Annotated in this window: 1 protein-coding gene; it reads left to right on the top strand. The window is 33.4% G+C overall.

Translation table 11 applies throughout. The features are described from left to right. Positions 1–71: 71 nt before the first annotated feature. Positions 72–1,041 (top strand): transposase (locus FC88_RS03590; RefSeq protein WP_057812873.1); only part of this gene is annotated, 970 nt, incomplete at its 3' end.

Here is a 1,041-nt window from a genome sequence, read left to right as displayed (position 1 = left end):
AAAAAAGAACATCACTGTTCTCATGTTAAGATTTAAGCGACCAAACCCAATCAAAAACGGAGAAAACAATAATGTCCCAAGACAATTCTATACTATGTGCACTTGATATAAAAGACAATAACATGAGAAACGTTTCAGTTAAGGACGCTACGATTAAAAATCGTGGCGTTATAAAACATATAAAGATCGTAAGTGCTGATTTAACTTATAAACTGTACAGATGTCCACAATGTGGTTTGAATGCATTAGTCAAGAATGGAAAAAGAAAAACTAATGCCAGATTGGCCAGCTTTAACGGTATTGAATATCATTTGGTACTCAATAAGCAACGTTATATTTGTAAGAACTGTGGAAGCACCTGCGGTGCCCACAGTGATTTATTAATCAAAAATCACACTATGACAAAACAAGTTCAAAATAGAATATTCGATATGGCAAGGGAATCTTTTACGTTAACATCTATAGCCAAGATCATCGGAGTATCAGTAAATACAGTAAGTAGAATCTTGTATGACAATATCAAATTACCAAATAGATGTAACGTTCTTCCTGAGAACCTGTGCTTTGATGAATTTCGCTCAGTTAACGGTATATTTACTTTCATAGCTATTGATGCTCAAACTCATCATCTGATTGAACTTATTCACGACCGATTGTCTAAAACAGTAACTGAACATTTTATAAATAACTATAGCTTGTCGGAACGACAAGTAGTAAAGACCGTTTCTATTGATCTGAATGCTAATTATCAGATGGTTGTTCATAGAATCTTTCCTAATGCTCAAATAATAGTTGATAGGTTTCATATTGTTCAATTGTGTAGTAGAGCCTTAGACCAGGTTAGAATCAGTTGTCTGAAAAAGATAAGTGATAAACACTCAAGCTTATACAAAGCTCTTAAATCCAATTGGCGTCTCTATCATCTGCCTGAGGCAGATGTAGACGACAAGAAAGTAAAATATATCTTTGGTATCAATGAATATACTACGACACAAAACGTTATCGATATAGCCATTGATAGATTACCGATTTTTAAAAATA

Origin of the sequence: Companilactobacillus futsaii JCM 17355 (assembly GCF_001435505.1) — a bacterium.
GTDB classification, from domain to species: Bacteria; Bacillota; Bacilli; order Lactobacillales; family Lactobacillaceae; genus Companilactobacillus; species Companilactobacillus futsaii.
This window is presented reverse-complemented; position numbering and strand designations above follow the sequence as displayed.